The organism is Parasphingomonas puruogangriensis (assembly GCF_036663635.1).
In the GTDB taxonomy this organism is placed as follows: Bacteria; Pseudomonadota; Alphaproteobacteria; order Sphingomonadales; family Sphingomonadaceae; genus Sphingomonas.
Genome location: NZ_JAXOJI010000012.1, coordinates 60,169 through 77,917 on the forward strand (window position 1 = coordinate 60,169; position 17,749 = coordinate 77,917).

Consider the following 17,749-nt stretch of genomic DNA (forward strand, 5'->3'; position numbering starts at 1 on the left):
AGGGTTATCGGGCGCTCCGCTCGTGACACTGGACCCCCGCGTTCGCGGGGGAGCTGTTGCGGCGCTTGCCCCACACCTTACCAAGGCTTACCTTATATCGATGGCTTTGCATCATCATCACGAACCTTCCGGCGCCGATCTCGCCACCGCAGCGCAGGCCACGTTGGAGAAATCCGGCGAGCAATGGACCGCGATGCGCGCGCAGATCTACAAGGCGCTGGCCGGGTTCGAGAAACCGGCCTCGGCCTATGATATCGCCGAAGCGGTGTCCAAGTCGGAGGGCCGCCGCGTCGCTGCCAACAGCGTGTACCGCATCCTCGATCTGTTCGTCGCATCGAACCTGGCGCGCAAGGTGGAGAGCGCTAACGCCTATGTCGCCAACGCGCATCCCGATTGCCTGCACGACTGCATCTTCCTGGTGTGCGATTCGTGCGGGACGACGGTGCATATCGATGACGACGTGATCACCAAGGGCGTCCGCTCCGCCGCGTCCGCGACCGGTTTCTCGCCGGTGCGGCCGGTGATCGAAGTGCGCGGCACCTGCGCGGAGTGCGACGCCGCAGCCTAAAGCGCCTTGCCCATGCGGACGCCCGGTACCGGGGCGCCTTCCTGCGACATTTTCTCGACCCGCTCGATCGGCGCATAGCCACAGGCCAAATAGAGCGGCTCGCCGGCCAGCGTGGCCATCATTTCCGCCCGGCTAAACCCGGCGGCGCGCGCCGCGGCTTCGGCCAGTGACAGGATCAGCCGGCCGACGCCGCGCCGCACGAAGGCCGGATCGGTGTACATCGCGCGGATTCGCGCCGGTTCATGTGCCGGATCGAGCAGCCGATCGTCTCGCAGCGCGGCGCTGTGATTGCCGCCGTAGAGCGTCGCGCGTCGGCTCCAGCCGCCGCAACCGGCCAGCTGGCCGGCGGCCTCGACAAGAAAATAGTTCCCGTCCTCGATCAATTGCGTGTCGAGCCCCATGCTGAGTCGGCTGGCGGCGACTTCGGCGGGCGAGAGGAAATCGCGCTGCAGCGAGTCGATCGCGCGCTCCATCAGCGCCGCAATGGCGGGAATGTCGGCGGGCGTGGCGAGCCGGTGGATGAGTGCGGTCATGCCACCTTTTCCGCAGGGGGGACCCCTGCCGTCAAGGTGGCGCAGTGGCCAGCTTTGCTGCAATTCGGATCAAGAATGAGCGGCGATGATCCAGCGCAATCGACAGGCGTTTCGCGCTCGTCTAAACCCCATCAATGTCTGACGTTACCCAAACGCCGTTGCTCGATACGGTCGATACGCCCGCGGACCTGCGCAAGCTTGCCCCCGCCCAACTTCGCCAGCTTGCCGACGAGCTTCGCGCGGAGACGATATCCGCGGTCGGGGTTACCGGCGGCCATCTGGGATCGGGTCTTGGCGTGGTCGAACTGACCGTGGCGATCCATTATGTGTTCGATACGCCCAACGACAAGCTCGTGTGGGACGTTGGCCACCAATGCTACCCGCACAAGATTCTCACCGGGCGGCGCAGCCGCATCCGCACCTTGCGCACTGGCGGCGGCCTGTCCGGCTTCACCAAGCGCAGCGAAAGCGAATATGATCCGTTCGGCGCGGCGCATTCGTCGACCTCGATCTCGGCCTCTCTGGGCTTTGCCGTGGCCAACAAGCTGGCCGGCACGCCGGGCAAGGGCATTGCCGTGATCGGCGACGGGGCGATGTCGGCCGGCATGGCCTATGAGGCGATGAACAATGCCGAGGCAGCGGGCAACCGGCTGATCGTCATTCTCAACGACAATGACATGTCGATCGCTCCGCCGGTCGGTGGGCTGTCGGCCTATCTCGCGCGGATGGTGTCGAGCTCGGAATATATGGGCTTCCGGAGCCTGGCCAAGAAGGTCGCGCGGAAACTGTCCAAACGCGTCCATAGCGCGGCCGCCAAGGCCGAGGAGTTTGCCCGTGGCATGGCCACCGGCGGCACCTTGTTCGAGGAACTCGGCTTCTATTATGTCGGCCCGATCGACGGCCATAATCTCGAGCATCTGATCCCGGTGCTGGAGAATGTCCGCGACGCCAAGGAAGGCCCGGTGCTGATCCATGTCGTGACCAAGAAGGGCAAGGGCTATGCCCCGGCCGAGGCCGCGGCGGACAAATATCACGGCGTGCAGACGTTCGACGTGATCACCGGCACGCAGGCCAAGGCGCCGCCGGGGCCGCCGCAATATCAGAACGTGTTCGGCGCGCAATTGGTTAAGGAAGCTGCGACCGACGAGCGCATCGTGGCGATCACCGCGGCCATGCCCTCGGGCACCGGGCTTGATGCGTTTGCCAAGAATTATCCCGAGCGCTTCTTCGATGTCGGCATTGCCGAGCAACATGCGGTGACCTTTGCCGCCGGGCTCGCCGCGCAAGGCATGCGCCCGTTCTGCGCGATCTATTCGACCTTCCTGCAGCGGGCGTACGACCAGGTCGTGCACGACGTGGCGATCCAGAACCTGCCCGTGCGCTTCGCCATCGATCGCGCCGGGCTGGTCGGTGCCGATGGCGCGACTCATGCGGGGTCGTTCGATGTCACCTATCTGGCCACCTTGCCCAATTTCGTCGTCATGGCGGCGGCAGACGAGGCGGAACTGGTGCATATGACGCATACTTGCGTGCTGCACGATAGCGGCCCGATCGCGGTGCGCTATCCGCGTGGTAACGGCATCGGCATCGATTTGCCGGACGTGCCGCAGCGGCTCGAGATCGGCAAGGGTCGCGTCGTGCGCGAGGGTAAGAAGGTCGCCATCCTGTCGCTCGGCACGCGTCTGGCCGAAGCGCTCAAGGCCGCCGACGCGCTCGACGCCAAGGGTCTGAGCACCACGGTCGCCGATCTGCGCTTCGTCAAACCACTCGACGAAGCACTCATCCGCCGCCTGCTCACCACGCACGAAGTGGCGGTGACGATCGAGGAGGGCTCGGTCGGCGGCCTCGGTGCGCATGTTCTGACCCTGGCGTCCGACGAGGGATTGACCGACGGCGGGCTCAAGATCCGTACCATGCGCTTGCCCGATACGTTCCAAGACCAGGACAAGCCGGATCTACAATATGCCGCCGCCGGGCTGGACGCGGACGGCATCGTTGAGACGGTGCTGAAAGCGCTAAGGCATAATGCGACGGGTGTGATCGAGGGCGCGCGGGCCTGATGCAGGTCGATCTAACGTGTCTGTCGGATACGGAGAGATCGATCTTGCTGCTGTTGGCTGAGGGACATACCGCGAAAAGCATCGCGGCGGAAATGGGCGCGTCGGTCCCGGCCGTGAACGAACGATTGCGCGAGGCGCGGCGCAAGACGGGCGTGGGCAGCAGCCGTGAACTGGCGCGGTTGCTGCGCGGCGCAGCCCCAGAAAATCGTGACGACAAAATTGGGGTGGTACCCGGGCCGACAGCGGCGTCATCCAGCGGGCACCCGATCCGGCCTGCCGCCGGCGGGATCACCAAAGGAATGATCGTGATGACGTCTTTCGTCCTCAGCGGCGGCGTGCTCGCTGCCCTAGCCCTCAACGCAGCCACCCCGTCCGCCCCGGCACGACCGACAGTTGTTAAAGTTCGGCCGGGGGAGGGCACTAAGGTGGCCGCCGGCCCGTTCACGTTCCGCGTCACCTTCGATCGCCCGATGCGGGTCGGGAGCTATTCGTTCGTCACGGTAGATGCCGGCACCTATCCCGACTGTGCCGCCAAGCCGCGCCAATCCGCCGAGGGCAAGACCTTCACGCTCGATTGCATCGCAGCGCCGGGTCGCTCCTATGCCATCGGCATCAATGGCGGCCGCTTCTGGAATTTCGTTGATGCGGAAACAGGCGCGCCCGCGGAGGCTGTGGTGGTGCGCTTCGGCGTTCGATGATGCGCTGACCAAGTCGCTTAGCGACCCAGATAATGCTCTTGTGCCGCGTCGGTGCCGTTGATCGCCAGGATCGATCGCGCGTCGCTCGGTTGGCGGACGCGACCCTTGCCGTCGCTGGCGGCGGCGATGACGCGGTCGAGCAATTCCTGGCCCTCGCTCCACCAGCCGATGCCGCTGGCGGCGTTGAGATGCCCCTGCGCACCGGCGTTGATGAAATGGCTGCCCCAGCCAACCGCCAGGCTGTGCGCGCGGTCGATGTCGATCCACGGGTCGTCCTGGCTGGCGACGACGATCGACGGGAAGGGCAGGGGGGTGGTCGGCGTCGGCCCGAATGCCTTGAGCTCGTCTTGCGCGGAGCAGCGATCGACATCCGCAGGGGCGACGAGCAAGGCCCCGGCGACCGGCCAGCCATAAGGCTGGCGTGTCAGCTCCGCCCACCAGGCGACCGCGAGGCAACCAAGGCTGTGCGCCGCGAGAATAACCGGGGCCTGCGCCTGGCGGATCGCTTGATCCAGCTTGGTCACCCAGGCGTTGCGGTGCGGCGTGTGCCACATCCCCAGTTCGACACGCACCGTATCGGGCCGCGCGCTTTCCCACAGGGTCTGCCAATGCGATGGTCCCGAACCGCCAAGCCCGGGGACGGTGAGGATCGTTGGCTGGGCCGGATCGAACGGTGAAAAAATTCCCATGTTCTTGGCTCCTATCGAGCTAGGCGGAAGACGCGGCCATCTGGCTCTAGGGGACCCGCATGGTCGCGCCTTCCACGCACAAAGCTATTCCTACTAATCTGATGGGCAATAGCCTTTGCGCTGAATGGAAGGCGCGGTGCGCCAGTCGGAAAGTGGCCCGAATGTTGTCTGCTGTTGGGCGCAGATGAGGCCGGGTTTGGCGTGCTCGGCCAGGGTGCATCGCGCGCACCGTGCGGCTAGGGTCCCCGCGAATCGAGGAATAGATGACGAAAATCCGGATCGATCAACTGCTGGTGGAACGGGGACTGGCGGAAAGCCGCACGCGGGCGCAGGCCTTGATCATGGCGGGGCTGGTCTTTGCCGCTACCCGCAAGATCGACAAGCCCGGGCAGACCGTGGCGGACGATGTCACGCTCGACGTGAAGGGCCGCGACCACCCCTGGGTGTCGCGCGGCGGGATCAAGCTGGCGCATGGGCTGGATCATTTCGGCTGGGAGGTCGGCGGTGCGGTGGCGATCGATGTCGGGTCCTCGACCGGCGGATTTACCGACGTCCTGCTGTCGCGCGGCGCAACGCGCATCTATGCCGTCGATAGCGGCACCAATCAGCTGGCATGGAAGCTCCGACAGGATGAGCGTGTCGTGGTGCACGAGCAAACCAGCGCCCGGGTCCTGACCGCGGCGCACATCCCCGAACCCGTCGATCTGGTGGTGTGCGATGCGAGCTTCATCGGCCTGGCAAAGGTGCTCGCGGTGCCGCTAGACTTTGCCCGGCCGGGCGCGCGGCTGATGGCGCTGATCAAGCCGCAATTCGAGGCCGGGCGCGAGGAAGTTGGCAAGGGCGGGGTGGTGCGCGATACGGCGATCCATCGGCGCGTCTGTGCCGAAGTGGCGGATTGGCTGGCGTCGGCCGGATGGGAGGTCGAAGGCATCGAGCAGAGTCCGATCACCGGCCCGGAAGGCAATATCGAGTTCCTCATTGCTGCAAGCAAGACCGCGGCAAGCTGAGCATTCCCGTTTTCGGTCGCCGCCCGGTAAATTTTGCGCCACATAAGCCAGCTTAATTTGATACCGACCGTCCGGGGTCATAATTGCGCAGGCCGTGCGGTGCATTGAAGGGTGTAGGCGTTGAGGGAAATCGCATCGAAACAGCAATTGCGCCTCGCCTATCTGCGCTGGGCGGTGGTGACGGTGCCGTTCATCCTATTGCTTGGCTTTGCTTCGGCGCGACTGGTGCCGATGGGTTCCGATAATCTGTGGTACAAGGCGTTGGTCAAGCCGGCCGCGACGCCGCCCGATTGGGCGTTTCCGGTCGCCTGGACGACACTCTACATCCTGATGGGCTTGGCGCTGGCGATGATCATTCATGCGCGCGGCGCGAGATTGCGCGGGCTCGCGATCGGCCTGTTTGCGGTGCAATTGGTCATCAACCTGATCTGGAGCCCGTTATTCTTCGGTGCGCACCAGGTGTTCGCTGCATTGATCGTGATCGGCGTGATGTTCGCGGCGGCGCTTGCCACGACGTTGGTATTCGGGCGGATTCGCAGCGCGGCGGCGTGGCTCATGGTGCCGTATCTTGCCTGGCTGGTCTGTGCGGCGATCCTCAACTTCCAGGTCCACCGGCTGAACCCCGATGCGGCAACCCTTGTGCCGTCTTCCACCACCACCCAAATAACGCTGTGACACTTAGCGCAGGATTTTGACGACATGCAGGCCGACAACAAGATTTTCGACGACTTCGTGAAGTTCGTGAACGGCGCCGCCGGCACGCTGGCCGGTGTCGGTCGCGAAGCCGAGGCAGGCGCCCGCAGCCGCGCCAAGGAATGGATCGGCGGGCTCGATTTCGTCAGCCGCGACGAATTCGATGCGGTCAAGGCGATGGCCGCGGCCGCGCGCGACGAAAACGACGTGCTGCGCGCGCGCATCGACATGCTCGAAGCCAAGGCCGCTCAGGCACCAACCACGGGGGCATAAGCATCTTTTCCACAGTTTTATTGACAGCTTTGTCCACCTCCATGTTGCGGATATCGGCCGGGCGGGGCACGCCCCGTCCGGTGGTATGGACCGCGGAGGGTTTCGCATGATGCTCGATGCCGATGACGACCGCGACGATGCCGCGCCGATCGACATGCTCGAAAGCTATTTCTCGGCCCATGGCTGGGAGCATGAGCGGCTCGACGACGAGGTGATCGCCAAGGTTAAGGGCAGTTGGACGACGTACGAGTTGCGTGCCTTGTGGCGCGACGAGGACAGCGTGCTGCAGTTTCTGGCCTTTCCGGACATTCGCGTGTCGGACGAGCGCCGGGCGGCGGTCTACGAGGCGATCGGGCTGATCAACGAGCAGTTATGGGTCGGCCATTTCGAGCTCTGGTCGTCGAGCGGGATTCTACTGTACCGCCACGCCGCGATGATCGAAGGCGAGGGCGGGACGCTGTCGCTGGGCGCCGCGGAACTGTTGGTCGAATCTGCGATCGACGAGTGCGAGCGCTTCTACCCCGTATTCCAGTTCGTCATGTGGGGCGGCAAGAGCCCCAAGGAAGCGCTGGCCGCCGCGATGACCGAGACACAAGGCGAGGCCTGATGCGGATTTGGATGATCGGGTGCGGCAATATGGGCGGTGCTATGCTGCGCCGTTGGATCGATACCGGGGCGGTTGCGGCGCATGACGTCGACGTGGTCAATCGCGCCGATCGGGATTTGCCCGAAGGCGTGCGCCAGGCGCGCGGCCTGCTGGCGGGGCCGCTCCCCGATCTGGTGATGCTGGGCATGAAACCGCAGCAGATCGACGATATTGCTGCGCGCTTTGCCGAGCGCATTGCCGGTGTTCCGTTAATGGTATCGATCCTCGCGGGCGTTGATGAGGCATCGCTTGCGGCCAGGTTTGGCGTCGGCGCCATTGTGCGGGCGATGCCCAACCTGCCGGTTGGGATCGGTAAGGGCGTGGTCGGGTTGCACTCTGATAGCGCCGGGCCTGACGTGCGCACCGCAGTCGCGGCGTTGATGGCCCCGCTTGGATTGGTCGAATGGGTCGAGGCTGACTTGTTCGACGCGGTGACGGCGCTCGCCGGGAGCGGGCCGGGCTTTCTGTATCGTTTCATCGATGCGCTGGCGGCCGGCGGGGTATCGCTGGGTTTTACGCAAGAGCAGGCGCAGCGGCTGGCGGTGGCGACGGTCGAGGGCGCCGGGCTGATGGCGGCGGCGGCGGTCGATAGTCCGGCTGTACTGGCGGATCGCGTGGCCAGCCCGGGTGGGTCGACGCGCGAAGGGCTCAATGTGCTGGACCGCGATGATGCGCTGAAAGGCTTGCTGCGCGAGACGCTGGCGGCCGCTGTGCGGCGTAATGCGGAGATGGCGGCGGCGGCGCGCTGATCTGTCTTACCTGCTAGCACTTCCCCGACGAAAGCCGGGGCCCAGTCACGATGGCGGAGATAATGGAACGCAGCATTCGCCAATAAGCGTTTCGTGACTGGGCCCCGGCTTTCGCCGCGGAAGCGGTAGAAAAGAAACGGTGGGTGGGAATGCGCCCTACTCCCGTAAACTCTCCACCCGCGGCCGTTCCTCCGCCGGGATCAGCCCTTCGAGCACTGCCCAGAAGCCCCCGACGGCGCCCTGGCCGGCGCTGGCATAGGCCGCTGACAAGCGCTCCCGCAGCGCTTCGAACAATTCGCTCTCGAACGCCTTGCCCTCCGGCGTCAGGCGGAGCAGGCGCTGGCGACGGTCCTTGTCGCCCGGGCGCATCTCGATCAGGTCGCGCTCGGTCAATTCGTTGATCACGCGGCCCAGCGACTGCTTGGTGATCGCCAGCAAGCCGAGCAACTGGCTGACCGTCAGATCGGGCTGGCGTGCGATGAAATAGAGCGCGCGGTGATGCGCGCGGCCCAATCCTTTGGCCGCCAGTCCCTGATCGATCGCGCGGGTCAGATGGCTGTTGCCGAAATAGAGCAATTCGACGCCGCGGCGAATCTCGGTTTCGCGCAGGAACAGGGGGGAAGCGGAAGGAGTGGGGGAGGCCATGTTGACCGCGTTTGCCATCCGCCTTAGGCGGCTGCAACTGCCTTGAGCATGCAAATCGTGTGCTTGCGCCTGTACCCACGAGGACGCGATGACCGCCAACCCCAGCCCGACTGCTAACCTGACCTTCGCGTACGAACCCAATGCCACGCCGGTGGACACCCATGAGCGCACCGCGCGGCTGGTCGATCCGCAGTTCGGGCGCGTGTTCACCGATCATATGGCAGTGATCCGCTATAGCGACGACAAGGGCTGGCATGATGCCAAGATCACCGCCCGCGGGCCGCTGTCGATGGATCCGGCATCGTCGGTGCTGCATTATGCGCAGGAAATCTTCGAGGGCATGAAGGCGTATCGGTTGGCCGATGGCGGCACGGCGTTGTTCCGCCCCGACGCCAATGCGCGTCGCTTCCAGAATTCGGCACGGCGCCTCGCCATGCCGGAACTGCCGGAAAACCTGTTCCTCGAATCGATCGCGCGGCTGGTGAAGATCGATCACGATTGGATCCCGACCAGCGACGGCGGGGCGCTCTATCTGCGCCCGTTCATGTTCGCCAGCGAAGTGTTTCTGGGCGTCAAGCCGAGCGCGGAATATCTCTACATCGTGCTGGCTTCGTCGGTCGGCGCCTATTTCAAGGGCGGCGCGCCGACCGTGTCGATCTGGGTGAGCCAGGATTATACGCGGGCAGCGCCCGGCGGCACGGGCGAGGCGAAATGCGGCGGCAATTACGCCACCAGCCTGGTGGCGCAGGCCGAGGCGAGTCGCAACGGCTGCGACCAGGTGGTGTTTCTCGATGCGGTCGAGCGCCGCTATGTCGAGGAACTCGGCGGCATGAACGTGTTCTTCGTGTTCGATGACGGCAGCATGGCGACGCCGCCGCTGACCGGCACAATCCTACCCGGCATCACGCGCGATTCGATCCTCAAGATCGCCCGCGCCCAAGGCATCACGGTGCGCGAGGAGGCCTATGCGATCGATCAGTGGCGTGCGGATGCGGCGAGCGGGCGCTTAGTCGAGGCGTTTGCCTGTGGCACCGCAGCGGTGGTGACGCCGATCGGCAGCGTGGCCGAGCCGCAGGGCCGGTTCGAGATTGGCAGCGGCGGGCCAGGGCAATTGACCATGCGCATGCGCGATGCGCTGGTCGCGATCCAGCGCGGCACGGCGCCCGATGCGAACGGCTGGCTGCACCGTCTCGATTAAGTTCGTCTTTCAGGGGTTTTCTATAAGAGGCGCGCCGCTATAAGGCCGCCTTCGTTGGGGCGTCGCCAAGTGGTAAGGCAGCGGCTTTTGATGCCGCCATTCGCAGGTTCGAACCCTGCCGCCCCAGCCAATTTCCTACCATACCGATTCGCCGATCGTCGCGCTCGCTCCACCACTGCCGCGGTCAAACGCGAGCGTGCGTTCGGCTTGCCGTTTGTTGTGCGGCGCAGCGTAGCCGATTAATTTAGCGTTCATGCTACCCACGCTTCGGGTGTATCCCAATGCTGCACTGCGGAATGTGCGGCATGAAGGGAGCGCTCGATTGCTGTTTGTCGCGACACCCATGCGGTTCCTGGCGCATTATGTAGCCGCCCGGCCGCTCGCCTTCCTGCTGCTGGGCATCGTCGTCGCGTGCGGCGCGCTGAGTTCGGTCGGCGTGCAATATGCGATGAAGCTGTTGATCGACGCGATGACCGCGCGTGTGCATCCGCTGGACCATGTACAGTTCGCGCTGGGCGCGTTCGTCGGGTTGGTTGCGCTGGAGTGCGTGTTGCTGCGCACGGCGGTGGTCCTGTTATGCCGGGTGACGGTCGCGAGCGGGGTGCGCATCCGGCTCGACATGTTCGACTACCTCACCGGGCATCAACTGTCCTTCTTCCAGAACGAACGTTCGGGGTCGCTCGGTCACCGCGTGTCCGCGCTGACCGGCACGTTCGGCGCGTTGATCCAGCGCATCCTGCTTGAAATCGCCCCGCCATTGATCTCCTTTGCCGGGGCGCTGATCATCTTCCTGTCGATCGACGTGTGGATGGCGGTGGTGCTGGCGGCATTCTTCGTCGCGGTAAGCGTTACGCTGGTCACTTTGGGCCTGCGTGGTGACGCCTATCATAAGGAATTCGCCCGCCGCGCCGGCTATGGCGGGGGCGAGTTGGTCGACGTGATCACCAATATCCGCGCGGTGAAGACGTTTGCCGCGCGCGGCCGCGAACTGACGCGGTTGCGCGGTATCTTCGAGGACGAGGCGGTGGCGCAGCGGCGTGGCTGGTTCTTCGTCGAACGGATCCGCGGCTTGCACGACGTGGCCTTGGTACTGCTGATCGGTGGCACCCTGACGTGGTCGGTTAGCCGCTGGTCGAGCGGGTTGATCACCGCCGGCGACGTGGTGGTGGTCAGCGCGCTGACCTTCCGCATGCTGCACGGCTCGCGCGACCTGGCGATGGCGCTGATCGATACGCGCCAGCAATTCAGCTATCTCGCCGAGACGCTCGACATTATCGGCGTCCCGCACGCGCTGGAGGATGCGCCGCACGCGCGGCCGCTGCGGCGCGGTGAGGGATCGGTGGCGTTGGACGATGTGACGTTTGGCTATGATGCGCACCGGCCGGTGCTGCACGGCATCTCGATTGCGGTCCCGGCCGGCCAAAAGGTCGGGATCGTCGGGCCGTCGGGGGCGGGCAAGTCGACCATCCTCGAACTCGTGCAGCGCCTGTACGACGCGCAGGCGGGATCGGTGCTGGTCGACGGCCAGCGGGTCGACACGGTCACGCAGGATAGCCTGCACGAGACGCTCGCGGTGGTGCCGCAGGAAGTGATCCTGTTCCACCGCACGATCCTGGAGAATATCCGTTTCGCCCGGCCGGAGGCGAGTGCGGCGGAGGTGCGCGCGGCGGCGGAAGCGGCACGCTGCGACGAGTTCATCGATCTGATGCCCGAGGGGTACGACACGATCGTCGGCGAGCGCGGTACCAATCTTTCGGGCGGACAGCGCCAGCGCATCGGCATTGCCCGCGCCTTCCTCAAGGATGCGCGGATCGTGTTGATGGACGAGGCGACCTCGGCGCTGGACACGGGCTCGGAACTGGCGGTGCAGCAGGGGCTCGACGCGCTGATGGCCAACCGCACCGTACTGGCGGTGGCGCATCGCCTTTCGACGGTGGTGACGTTCGATCGCATCCTGGTGATCGAGGACGGCCGCGTGGTGGAGGACGGCGCGCCGCTCGATCTGTTGCGCGCGGGCGGGCCATTCCAGCGGCTATGGGCGTTGCAGGCCGAGGGCCTTGAGCCGAACCTGACGGAGGAAGTGACGTTTGGCCCACCGGCGCTTGATAACAGGGGGCGGGTGAAGGCCTTTGCGGTGGTGCAGCCGGTTTAAGGCGCTTTACCCGGCGAAGGCCGGGGCCCAGTCGCGGCACCTGAGTTACGTGGCGGTGCGCGCCGTTACATCCACCTTCGCTACTGGGCCGCGGCCTGCGCCGAGGAAGGGGTATACCTAGAGTCCTTCGCGCCACGCCCCTGGGGGCAGGTCGTCGAGCGACCAATCGCCGATCTGCCAGCGGACCAACCTGAGCGTCGGCAGCCCGACCGCCGCGGTCATCCGACGCACTTGCCGGTTGCGGCCCTCGCGGATCGTCAGCTTGATCCAGCCATCGGGGACGCTTTTGCGAAAGCGCACCGGGGGATCGCGCGGCCAGAGATCGGGTGTATCAATCCGCTCGACCTCGGCCGGGCGGGTGAGGCCGTCCTTCAGCTCCACGCCCTGGCGAAGCTGTTGCAAGGCGGCGTCCTGCACGTCGCCTTCGACCCGCACGAGATAGGTCTTGGGCAGCTTGAATTTGGGATCGGCGATGCGCGCCTGCAGCCGCCCGTCATCGGTTAGCAGCAGCAGGCCCTCGCTGTCGAGATCGAGCCGCCCCGCGGGATACACGCCAGGCACGTCGATAAACGCCGACAGCGTCGGGCGATCCGATCCGGCGGTGCCGCGGTCGGTGAACTGGCAGAGCACGCCATAGGGCTTGTTGAACAGCAGGAGCGAGGGTCGTCTCCTCTGCGGAAACGGGGCCGCGTCGCGCGCGGCCCCGGTCGGTCAGGCGGCGAGCTTGCGCAGGACGTATTGCAGGATGCCGCCGTTGAGGAAATATTCGAGCTCGTTGACGGTATCGATCCGGCAACGCGTCTCGAACGTCTCGCTGGTGCCGTCGGCGCGGGTCAGCGTGACCGTCACGTCCTGGCGCGGGCGGATTTCGGCGACACCGGTGATGGTGAAGCTTTCCGAACCGTCGAGGCCGAGCGTCTGTCGCGTGACGCCGTCGGCGAACTGCAGCGGGAGCACACCCATGCCGACCAGGTTCGAGCGATGGATACGCTCGAAGCTTTCGGTGATGACGGCGCGGACGCCGAGCAGGTTGGTGCCCTTGGCCGCCCAGTCGCGCGACGAGCCGGTGCCGTATTCCTTGCCGGCGATGACCACCAATGGCGTGCCATCGGCCTTGAAGCGCATCGCCGCGTCGTAGATCGCCATCGTCTCGCCCTGGTATGACGACATGCCGCCTTCGATGCCGGGGACCATTTCGTTCTTGATTCGGATGTTGGCGAAGGTGCCGCGCATCATCACGTCGTGGTTGCCGCGGCGGGCGCCGTAGCTGTTGAAGTCGGCGCGGCTAACCTGATGTTCTTGCAGGAATTTACCGGCCGGTGAGTCGGCCTTGATGCTGCCGGCGGGGCTGATGTGATCCGTGGTAATTGAATCGCCCAGGATCGCCAGCGGGCGCGCGTCGATGATGTCCTGCACCGGCGCCGGGGTCATCGTCATGCCCTCGAAATAGGGCGGGTTGGCGACATACGTGCTGCCGGCGCGCCACGTATAGGTGTCCGAGCCTTCGACCTGGATCGCCTGCCATTTGCTGTCGCCGGCATAGACGTTGCCGTAGCGGTTGCGGAACATGCTGTCGTCGATATTGGCGGTCATCACCGAGGCGATCTCGGCGTTCGACGGCCAGATGTCGCGCAGGTACACGTCCTGCCCGTCCGAGCCCTGGCCGAGCGGGGTTTCGACCATGTCGGTGGTGACGCTGCCCTTGATCGCATAGGCGACGACGAGCGGCGGCGAGGCGAGGAAGTTGGCGCGCACATCCGGGCTGACGCGGCCTTCGAAATTGCGGTTGCCCGACAGGACCGACGCGGCGACGAGATCATTCTCGTTGATCGCGGCGGACAGTTCGGTGGCGAGCGGCCCCGAATTGCCGATGCAGGTGGTGCAGCCATAACCGACCAGGTTGAAGCCCATCGCATTCAGATCGGTGGTGAGGCCGGCCTTGTCGAGATAGTCGGTGACGACCTGCGAGCCGGGCGCCAGCGAGGTCTTGACCCACGGCTTGCTCTTCAGCCCCAACGCATTGGCTTTCCGCGCGACCAGGCCGGCGGCGACCAGCACCGACGGGTTGGACGTGTTGGTGCAGCTGGTGATCGCGGCGATCACGACGTCGCCATCGCCCAGATCATGCTCGCGGCCTTCGACCGCGACGCGGGTCGGGCGATCCTTGTGATACAGCTTGAACAGATCGCCGTTGAACACTTCGTCGACCTTCGACAGCGCAACCTTGTCCTGCGGGCGCTTCGGGCCGGCGAGGCTCGGGACGACGCAGCTCATGTCGAGCTCAAGCGTGTCGGTAAACACCGGATCGACGCTGTTCTCGTCGTGCCACAGGCCCTGTGCCTTGCAATAGGCTTCGACGAGCGCGACGGTTTCTTCCGAACGCGCGGTGAGGCGCAGATACTCGATCGTCTTGGCGTCGATCGGGAAGAAGCCGCAGGTCGCGCCATATTCGGGCGCCATGTTGGCGATGGTCGCGCGATCGGCGAGCGTCATCGTGTCGAGCCCGGGGCCATAGAACTCGACGAAGCGGCCGACCACGCCCTTGGCGCGCAGCATCTGCGTGACGGTGAGCACCAGATCGGTGGCGGTGATGCCTTCGGCCATCGCGCCGGTCAGCTTGAAACCGACCACTTCGGGGATCAGCATCGACACCGGCTGGCCGAGCATCGCGGCCTCCGCCTCGATCCCGCCGACGCCCCAGCCGAGCACGCCCATGCCGTTGACCATCGTGGTGTGGCTATCGGTGCCGACCAACGTATCCGGATAGGCGACCATGCGGCCATCGGCATTGTCGCCGCTGCTCTCGGCCGACCAGATGCCCTGGCCGATATATTCGAGATTGACCTGGTGGCAGATGCCGGTGCCCGGCGGCACGACCTGGAAATTGTCCAGCGCTTTGCTGCCCCACTTCAGGAATTCGTAGCGCTCGAAATTGCGCTCATATTCGAGATCGACATTCTCTTCGAACGCCTTGGGCGTGCCGAATTCGTCGACCATCACCGAGTGATCTATGACGAGATGGACGGGAACCAGCGGGTTGATCTTGGCCGCATCGCCGCCGAGCTTGGTGATGGCATCGCGCATCGCCGCGAGATCGACGACGCAAGGCACGCCAGTGAAATCCTGCATCAGCACGCGCGCCGGGCGATACTGAATCTCGCGGTTGGAGCGCTGCTCCTGCTGCCAATCGACGATCGCCTGCACGTCCTCGACGGTGACGGTCTTGCCGTCCTCGAAGCGCAGCATATTCTCCAGCAGCACCTTCATCGAGAAGGGCAGGCGGCTGATATCGCCATACTTTTCCGCCGCAGCGGCCAGGGAGTAATAATCGTATTGCTTGCCGTTCACGTCGAGCGTGGCGCGGGTGCCGAGTGTATCCTGGCCGATGGCGGTCATGGAGGCGGGTCCTTCCCTTGGGGGCCCGGGCGTGGGGCGCGCAGTGGGGAAGCGGGGGAGCCGCAAAGGCGCGCCTCTGGCCGGGGCGAAATGGCTAGAGTCGGGCTGGCCTTAGCAAGGGGGTGGGGCGAGGGGAAGGGTGTGTGGTTATCGTTTTATGGGCGCGGTAAATGGAGAATGTCTGGTGATCTTGCCGGGAGGTTGCTGTGCGGACCTATGACATCGAAGAGGACGATCAGCGCGCGTGAGGCTGCTGCTCGACGCCCATGTCTTGCTGTGGGCGCTGGTCAATGCATTGCGATTGACCATCAAGGCGCGGACGCTGATCGAAGATGAGGGCAACGTGCTGATGTTCAGTGCGGTCAGCATCGCGGAAGTGGCTATCAAGCACGCGCTGGGCCCACCAGATTTCCGGTTCGACCCTCTCGTCGTGCGGCGCCAATTGCTCGCCGATGGATATGTCGAACTGCCTCTGACCGGCGAGCAGGCTGTGATGGTGCGTGGCTTGCCGCCGGTCCACAAGGATCCTTCGATCGCCTAACCATCGCGCAGGCGATGGTGGAGGGCGTGCGGCTCGTTTCGGGGGATGCGAATGTGGCTCGCTATGGGGGCGTGGTGCCGGCGGTTTAGCGGTTCGTTTCCGGGAATGGTCGACTGTGGTGAAGAGCGACCGTCTGATTTGACAAAAAACAGATCACTCCGTCTGCATGATCGCCAGCTCAAGTCCGTTGGGATCGAGGAAGTGAAAGCGTCGACCGCCGGGAAATGCGAAGATCGGCTTGCTGATGGTCCCCCCGGCTCCCTCGACGGCGGTTTGAGCTGCTGCGATGTCGTCCACCAGCACCACCGGCAGGGGCATGGCCGGCGCTTCGCTCATGTCCCCCTGAAGCCCGAGGTCGACCTTGCCAGTCAGGGTGCATGAATAGCTGGGACCGAAGTCGGTAAGTTCCCAGCCGAACACGACCGAGTAGAAAGCCCGCGCCGCGCCGAGGTCGCGCGCGGGAAGCTCGATGAAGTTGATGCGTGCCATGAATAGTCTCCTATGCACGCTTACGAGCGCGCTTGGCGGAAAGGCTAGAGACGCTGCGGATCACCATGACCTGAGTTCGTCCGGCTCCGACAGCATGTATTCGGGAATGACGACATATGATTTGCTTGGTGGATCATCGGGGTCGTAGCGAAGCGGTACAGCCCCGGGCAGCGTCAGCATTGCGTCGCGCTCGCGGCCGACCAACTTCAAGGCCAGTCCAACGTCCGAAAGGGAGGCAAACGGCTTGCCATCCGCATAAGCGAAGACCCCGCCGAACATCGGCCGGAACGTGACATCCGAGTCGAGCGGGGCAGCGCTCGCCAGAATTGGCTGCAACAGTTTTACGTCGTGCGCCATACGGGTTCCTTTCACGCTGCGGTCCTATAACACGCTCTCCTGACACCTTGTGTCAGCATCGTGCTGCTCGGCCGCAATCTGCTGCTGGCAGCGCTGCAATAGCACTGCCCTTCGTTCGGGATACTTGGCACCTACGTCGGCACGGGCGATCCGATTCAGATGGAAATAGCGGAATGCCCCCCGCAACTCGCACCAGGCCATGATGGCCCGCCCCTCTTCCATAAAGGCAAGCCCGATCGGCCATACCATCCGCTCGGTTTCGACGCCGTTCGCATCGCAATAGGCGATGCGGACTTTCCGGCATCCCCGAACCGCATCGCGAAACACCTCGGTTCCGATCGTCTCCACTGGTTGCGGCAGATCGGTCCTCACGAACACACCGGGCGTATCGGCAATGTCTTGCGCCCATCGCGGCAGCACTGCCTCGATTTTGGCCAGCGCATCCACTGCGGCGCGAGCCATGCTGGGATCGGCGCGCTTCTCAACCCATTTCAGCCCAAGCAGCACCGCGTCGAGTTCATTGGTCCCGAATGTAAGCGGCGGGAGGAAGTAGCCGGGATCGAGGACATAGCCCACGCCGGCTTCTCCCCTGATCGGCACACCGCGAGCGGCAAGCGTCGCCACATCGCGATAGAGCGTCCGCATGGAGACGCCGAGCTCACCTGCAAGCTCAGCCGCGGTGGTCGGCCTTCGCCCTCGGCGGAGGACTTGAACAACGTCAAAGAGGCGACCGGCGCGGGACATGCTGCCATTCTGCCTGATCGATCTCGCTCGGTCGATCGATGTCCCGAAATTGCCTTCGGAAATGGAGAAATGGGAAAGATCGCGCTAACGATTGGCTGCCCGTGGCGGCTCGGCTTGGTCAGCTGAGCGTTCATGCGTGGTCTTGCAGACCGTCCGCTTCTGGCGACTGTTTTGCGGACCGTTAATGGCGATATGTGGTGGAGGCTGTGTGGAAACGCGCTGATATGCTATGATCATGGTCTGATTTGGGAGGCCGGTGATGGGGCGTTTCATCGAAGGTTGCGATCGGCGGCAGCAGCTTTTCCTGCCTG

At 64.7% G+C, this 17,749-nt stretch carries 19 protein-coding genes and 1 tRNA gene; 12 read left to right on the top strand and 8 right to left on the bottom strand.

Annotation, left to right across the window (positions count from 1 at the left end):
• Nucleotides 1–100: 100 nt before the first annotated feature.
• On the top strand, nt 101–568 hold the full coding sequence (locus U1739_RS20275) for a Fur family transcriptional regulator (protein WP_332710427.1): 468 nt from the start codon (nt 101–103) through the stop codon (nt 566–568).
• Here U1739_RS20275 and U1739_RS20280 read toward each other — a convergent pair.
• Nucleotides 565–1,101, bottom strand: coding sequence for a GNAT family N-acetyltransferase (locus U1739_RS20280; protein ID WP_332710428.1), 537 nt, complete (start codon nt 1,099–1,101; stop codon nt 565–567). The two genes, U1739_RS20275 and U1739_RS20280, sit on opposite strands and share 4 nt — an antisense overlap.
• Before the next feature lie 134 nt (nt 1,102–1,235).
• Between U1739_RS20280 and dxs the strand changes: the two genes are divergently transcribed.
• Together dxs and U1739_RS20290 are read left to right on the top strand one after the other, a co-directional pair.
• Nucleotides 1,236–3,161: a 1-deoxy-D-xylulose-5-phosphate synthase gene (dxs, locus tag U1739_RS20285; RefSeq protein ID WP_332710429.1), complete on the top strand. Its 1,926-nt coding sequence runs from the start codon at nt 1,236–1,238 to the stop codon at nt 3,159–3,161.
• Nucleotides 3,161–3,859, top strand: coding sequence for a LuxR C-terminal-related transcriptional regulator (locus U1739_RS20290; protein ID WP_332710430.1), 699 nt, complete (start codon nt 3,161–3,163; stop codon nt 3,857–3,859). Before dxs ends, U1739_RS20290 begins: the two co-directional genes overlap by 1 nt.
• Nucleotides 3,860–3,876: 17 nt before the next feature.
• Here the strand turns inward: U1739_RS20290 and U1739_RS20295 are convergent, their stop codons facing one another.
• Nucleotides 3,877–4,548 carry an RBBP9/YdeN family alpha/beta hydrolase gene (locus U1739_RS20295; RefSeq protein ID WP_332710431.1) on the bottom strand — a complete coding sequence of 224 codons (672 nt, stop codon included), beginning with the start codon at nt 4,546–4,548 and terminating at the stop codon, nt 3,877–3,879.
• 263 nt (nt 4,549–4,811) lie between these two features.
• Here U1739_RS20295 and U1739_RS20300 point away from each other — a divergent pair, with 263 nt between their 5' ends.
• The 5 genes from U1739_RS20300 to U1739_RS20320 all read left to right on the top strand — a co-directional run bounded on the left by U1739_RS20300 (nt 4,812) and on the right by U1739_RS20320 (nt 7,916).
• The gene (locus U1739_RS20300; protein WP_332710432.1) at nt 4,812–5,555 is read left to right on the top strand and encodes a TlyA family RNA methyltransferase; all 744 of its coding nucleotides are present in this window, start codon (nt 4,812–4,814) and stop codon (nt 5,553–5,555) included.
• A gap of 120 nt (nt 5,556–5,675) precedes the next feature.
• Nucleotides 5,676–6,230, top strand: a complete 555-nt coding sequence (locus U1739_RS20305; protein WP_332710433.1) for a TspO/MBR family protein — start codon at nt 5,676–5,678, stop codon at nt 6,228–6,230.
• A 24-nt stretch (nt 6,231–6,254) separates the two neighbouring features.
• Nucleotides 6,255–6,521, top strand: coding sequence for an accessory factor UbiK family protein (locus U1739_RS20310; RefSeq protein ID WP_332710434.1), 267 nt, complete (start codon nt 6,255–6,257; stop codon nt 6,519–6,521).
• Nucleotides 6,522–6,630: 109 nt separating this feature from the next.
• Nucleotides 6,631–7,128 carry a type III secretion system chaperone family protein gene (locus U1739_RS20315; protein ID WP_332710446.1) on the top strand — a complete coding sequence of 166 codons (498 nt, stop codon included), beginning with the start codon at nt 6,631–6,633 and terminating at the stop codon, nt 7,126–7,128.
• Nucleotides 7,128–7,916, top strand: a complete 789-nt coding sequence (locus U1739_RS20320) for a pyrroline-5-carboxylate reductase family protein (RefSeq protein ID WP_332710435.1) — start codon at nt 7,128–7,130, stop codon at nt 7,914–7,916. The genes U1739_RS20315 and U1739_RS20320 overlap by 1 nt, the downstream gene beginning before the upstream one ends.
• Nucleotides 7,917–8,072: 156 nt before the next feature.
• On the opposite strand, the gene U1739_RS20325 is transcribed toward U1739_RS20320, so the two are convergent.
• Nucleotides 8,073–8,561: a MarR family winged helix-turn-helix transcriptional regulator gene (locus U1739_RS20325; RefSeq protein ID WP_332710436.1), complete on the bottom strand. Its 489-nt coding sequence runs from the start codon at nt 8,559–8,561 to the stop codon at nt 8,073–8,075.
• Nucleotides 8,562–8,649: 88 nt separating this feature from the next.
• Here U1739_RS20325 and U1739_RS20330 point away from each other — a divergent pair, with 88 nt between their 5' ends.
• From U1739_RS20330 to U1739_RS20340, 3 genes are all read left to right on the top strand, one after another.
• Nucleotides 8,650–9,759, top strand: coding sequence for a branched-chain amino acid aminotransferase (locus tag U1739_RS20330; RefSeq protein ID WP_332710437.1), 1,110 nt, complete (start codon nt 8,650–8,652; stop codon nt 9,757–9,759).
• Nucleotides 9,760–9,814: 55 nt separating this feature from the next.
• Nucleotides 9,815–9,889 (top strand) — tRNA-Gln (locus tag U1739_RS20335).
• A gap of 192 nt (nt 9,890–10,081) precedes the next feature.
• The gene (locus tag U1739_RS20340; protein WP_332710438.1) at nt 10,082–11,911 is read left to right on the top strand and encodes an ABC transporter ATP-binding protein; all 1,830 of its coding nucleotides are present in this window, start codon (nt 10,082–10,084) and stop codon (nt 11,909–11,911) included.
• Between the two features lie 117 nt (nt 11,912–12,028).
• Here U1739_RS20340 and U1739_RS20345 read toward each other — a convergent pair whose 3' ends face one another.
• Together U1739_RS20345 and acnA are read right to left on the bottom strand one after the other, a co-directional pair.
• Nucleotides 12,029–12,565 (bottom strand): pseudouridine synthase, encoded by a 537-nt coding sequence (locus U1739_RS20345; protein ID WP_332710447.1) that lies wholly within the window; start codon nt 12,563–12,565, stop codon nt 12,029–12,031.
• Nucleotides 12,566–12,622: 57 nt separating this feature from the next.
• Complete coding sequence (acnA, locus tag U1739_RS20350) at nt 12,623–15,307, bottom strand: aconitate hydratase AcnA (RefSeq protein WP_332710439.1); 2,685 nt, start codon at nt 15,305–15,307, stop codon at nt 12,623–12,625.
• Nucleotides 15,308–15,551: 244 nt separating this feature from the next.
• Between acnA and U1739_RS20355 the strand changes: the two genes are divergently transcribed.
• Nucleotides 15,552–15,848, top strand: coding sequence for a type II toxin-antitoxin system VapC family toxin (locus U1739_RS20355; RefSeq protein WP_332710440.1), 297 nt, complete (start codon nt 15,552–15,554; stop codon nt 15,846–15,848).
• Between the two features lie 153 nt (nt 15,849–16,001).
• On the opposite strand, the gene U1739_RS20360 is transcribed toward U1739_RS20355, so the two are convergent.
• The 3 genes from U1739_RS20360 to U1739_RS20370 are packed head-to-tail and all read right to left on the bottom strand — an operon-like array spanning nt 16,002 to nt 17,438.
• Nucleotides 16,002–16,337, bottom strand: coding sequence for a VOC family protein (locus tag U1739_RS20360; protein WP_332710441.1), 336 nt, complete (start codon nt 16,335–16,337; stop codon nt 16,002–16,004).
• 60 nt (nt 16,338–16,397) lie between these two features.
• Nucleotides 16,398–16,694: a TfoX/Sxy family protein gene (locus U1739_RS20365; RefSeq protein ID WP_332710442.1), complete on the bottom strand. Its 297-nt coding sequence runs from the start codon at nt 16,692–16,694 to the stop codon at nt 16,398–16,400.
• 24 nt (nt 16,695–16,718) lie between these two features.
• Entirely contained in the window at nt 16,719–17,438 is a 720-nt protein-coding gene (locus U1739_RS20370) for a helix-turn-helix transcriptional regulator (protein WP_332710443.1), read from the bottom strand.
• Nucleotides 17,439–17,749 lie beyond the last annotated feature (311 nt).